Origin of the sequence: Paracraurococcus lichenis (assembly GCF_030657435.1) — a bacterium.
Taxonomy (GTDB): domain Bacteria; phylum Pseudomonadota; class Alphaproteobacteria; order Acetobacterales; family Acetobacteraceae; genus Paracraurococcus; species Paracraurococcus lichenis.
The window spans coordinates 1-3,325 of sequence record NZ_JAUTWS010000222.1; the positions used below are offsets into that span (position 1 = coordinate 1).

General features: G+C 71.2%; 1 protein-coding gene and 1 pseudogene. Both read left to right on the top strand.

Features of this window, described 5'->3' with window-relative positions; all coding sequences use genetic code 11:
* The coding region (locus Q7A36_RS39005) for a sensor domain-containing protein (protein WP_305109180.1) at positions 1-2,914 on the top strand (2,914 nt) is incomplete at its 5' end.
* 123 nt (positions 2,915-3,037) lie between these two features.
* Positions 3,038-3,325 (top strand): annotated as a pseudogene (locus Q7A36_RS39010) (IS256 family transposase); the annotation flags it as partial.

Below are 3,325 nucleotides of genomic sequence, written 5' to 3' on the forward strand. Positions count from 1 at the left end.
CGAGCGTGCCGCGGCGGAGGAACGTGCTCGCGTCACCCGCGTGCTGGCCGAGCGCGAGGGTGCACTGCGGGCCGTGTTCGACACCGGCTCGGTGGGCGTGGCCGAGCTCGACGCCACCAACGACCGCTACGTCCGGGTGAACCGTCGCTTTTGCGAGATCACTGGCCGCACCGAGGTCGAGCTGCTCGGCGGCCTCGGCCCGGACAACACCCTGCACCCTGACAATCGTGCGGCAGTGCTGTGCCGCCGTCGCGCGGCCATTGCCGAGAGGGGGTTCTGGGATGACGAGCTGCGCTACCTGCGGCCGGACGGCACGACCGTGTGGGCCCACGTCAGCGTCGCCGTCTCGGCGCGCGACGATGACGGCCGTGTTGCGCGTTGCGTCGCTATCGTGCAGGACGTGACCGAGAGCCGCGGAGCCGCGGAACGACTGCGGGCCAGCGAGGAGCTGCTGCGGATGGGCCAGGAGGTCGGCCGCATCGGCAGCTTCACACGCGACCTCGCCACTGGGGCTATCCGGTGTGGGCCGGAGACGCGAGCGCTGTTTGAGCTACCCGCAGGCGAGGCGCCGATCCCGCCCGAGGTCTGGGCCGCCCCGATCCTGCCGGAAGACCGCGAGCGGCTGATGGCCGAGGTCGGAGCCGCCATCGCTGAGCGGGTCCCCGACATCGCCTGCGACTACCGCCATCGGCGTGCCTCGGACGGCGCCTTGCGCCACCTCGAAATGCGCGCCCGCTACGAGTTCGACGCTTCGGGGCGGCCGGTCAGCTCGGTCGGCGTCGTCATCGACGTCACCGAGCGGCGCGAGGCTGAGGAGCGCCTGCATGCCGGCAAGGCCATGCTGCGCTTGTGCCTGCAGGTCGGCCATATCGGCGGCTTTTCCCGCAACCTTACCACCGGAGCCATCGACTGCGGGCCGGAGGCGCGCGCCCTGCACGGGCTGCCCTCGGACGGCGTCCCGATCACGGCAGCGGACTGGTACGCCACGGTCCTGCCCGAAGACCGCGAGCGCCTACGGGCCGAGATCGCCGACGCCCAGGCGCGCCGATTGCCGGAGATCGCGTACCAGTACCGCATCCGCCACGCCGCGGACGGAGCTGTGCGCCACCTCGAAGCGCGCACCCGCTACGAGTACGATGCCGCGGGGCGGCCGATCGGTTCGGTCGGCGTGGTCATCGACGTGACAACGAGAAACGAGGCCGAGGCGCTGCTCCGCCTCAGCCTCGAGGTGGGCCGGATCGGCCACTTCCGCCACGACCTTGTCGGCGGCCTTTTCCACCCCGGGCCCGAGATGCGCCTCATGCACGGGCTCCCCGCCGGCGAGACGCCGATCCCCGAGGCGGCGTGCCTCGCCGCCGTCCTGCCCGAAGACCGCGAGCGCCTTCGAGCGCAGATCGGCCGCGAACTGGCTGAGCGGGCGCCTGAGGGCGGCACCGAGTACCGCATCCGCCACCCGCAGAGCGGTGAGCTGCGCCACTTCGAGTTGCGGGTCCGCTACCAGTACGCGATCGATGGTCGTCCCCTCACCGCATTGGGCGTGGTGATCGACATTACCGAGCGACGCGCAGCCGAAGCGCGGATTGCACACATGGCGCACCACGACGCGCTCACCGGTCTGCCCAACCGCGTCCGCTTCCGTGAGCGGCTCGACGCGGCGCTGACGCGGGTGCGGCGGGGCGAGCCCTGTGCGGTGTTGTGCCTCGACCTCGACCGCTTCAAAGAGGTAAATGACACCCTTGGCCACCCGGCCGGCGACGCCCTGCTACGGGCAGTTACCGAGCGGCTGCGCTCGGAGCTGCGCGAGGTCGACACCTTGGCCCGGCTGGGCGGAGACGAGTTCGCAGTGGTACAGGCTGGCGCCGACCAGCCACACGATGCCACCGTGCTGGCCCGACGGCTCGTCGAGGTGCTCGGTACGCCATTCGACCTGGATGGCCACCGCGTGGTTATCGGCACCAGCATCGGCATCGCCTTCGCGCCCGGCGACGGGGCCGACGCCGACGCGCTGCTCAAGGCGGCCGACATGGCGCTGTACCGGGCCAAAGCCGAGGGGCGGGGCTGCTGGTGCTTCTTCGAGCCCGAGATGGACGCCCGCATGCAGCTGCGCCGCACCCTTGAGCTGGACTTGCGCCGGGCGCTGGCCGAGGGGGAGTTCGAGCTGCACTATCAGCCAATCGTGGGGGTTCGGAACCGCGTCGTCCACGGCCTCGAGGCGCTGATCCGCTGGCGCCACCCCGAACGCGGGCTGGTGCCGCCCGACCGCTTCATCCCGGTCTGCGAGGAGACCGGGATGATCGTGCCGCTTGGCAGCTGGGTGCTGCGCCGGGCCTGTGCCGAGGCGGTGACCTGGCCAGGCGCGCCGAGGGTTGCGATCAACCTCTCGCCGACACAGTTCGGCTCGCGCGGCCTGGTCGAGGCGGTGCAGGAGGCGTTGGCGGCCTCGGGGCTGGAGCCCGGGCGGTTGGAGCTGGAGATCACCGAGACGGCGATGTTGCGCGACACGGAGGAGACGCTCGCGACACTGCATCAGTTAAAGGCATTGGGGGTGCGGATCGCCATGGACGACTTCGGCACCGGCTACTCCTCGCTCGGCTACCTCCAGCGCTTCCCCTTCGACAAGGTCAAGATCGACCGCAGCTTCGTCCGCGGTCTGGGCGAGGCGCGCGCGAGCGAGGCCATCGTGCGGGCCGTGGCCGAGCTGTGCGACGGCCTCGACATGTCCACCACCGCCGAGGGCGTCGAAACCGAGGCGCAGCTCGCCGTCCTGCGCCGGCAAGGGTGCGGTGAGGCCCAGGGCTACCTCTTCGCCCATCCCACCCCCGCCCCCGACGTTCCTGCCCTGCTCGCACGTCTGCAGGGCTCGGCGTGTGGGACCGAGGGGTCGCTTTACGGTCCGTCCAAAACTGCATGCTAAGCGCCGGGGTTGCTGTCGTTCATTCGCCGGCGATGTCCCGGTCGATGTTGAGGAAGAAGGCGGCGTTGCCTGCCCTGAGCCAGTAGGCTCGGGGTGTCGAATCCACGAGGGGCAAGCAACGCCATGACGAGGAATAGCACATCGGCGGCCGTGGTGCCGCCATCAACTGCGGATCGGCCGCTTGAGGCGGCGACGGAGAGCTTCGAGCGGCTGTGCCTGAGGGCGGGGCTGGAGGCGCTTGGGGAGATGTTGGAGGCCGATGCGGCGGCGCTGTGCGGCCCGCGGCACGGCCGTGGCGGTGGGCGGCAGGCGCAGCGCTGGGGCCGGGCGACCGGGCCGATCGGCTTTCATGGCGGCAAGGTCTCGGTGGCGCGGCCGCGGGTGCGCGAGCGCGGTGGCCGGGAGGTGGTA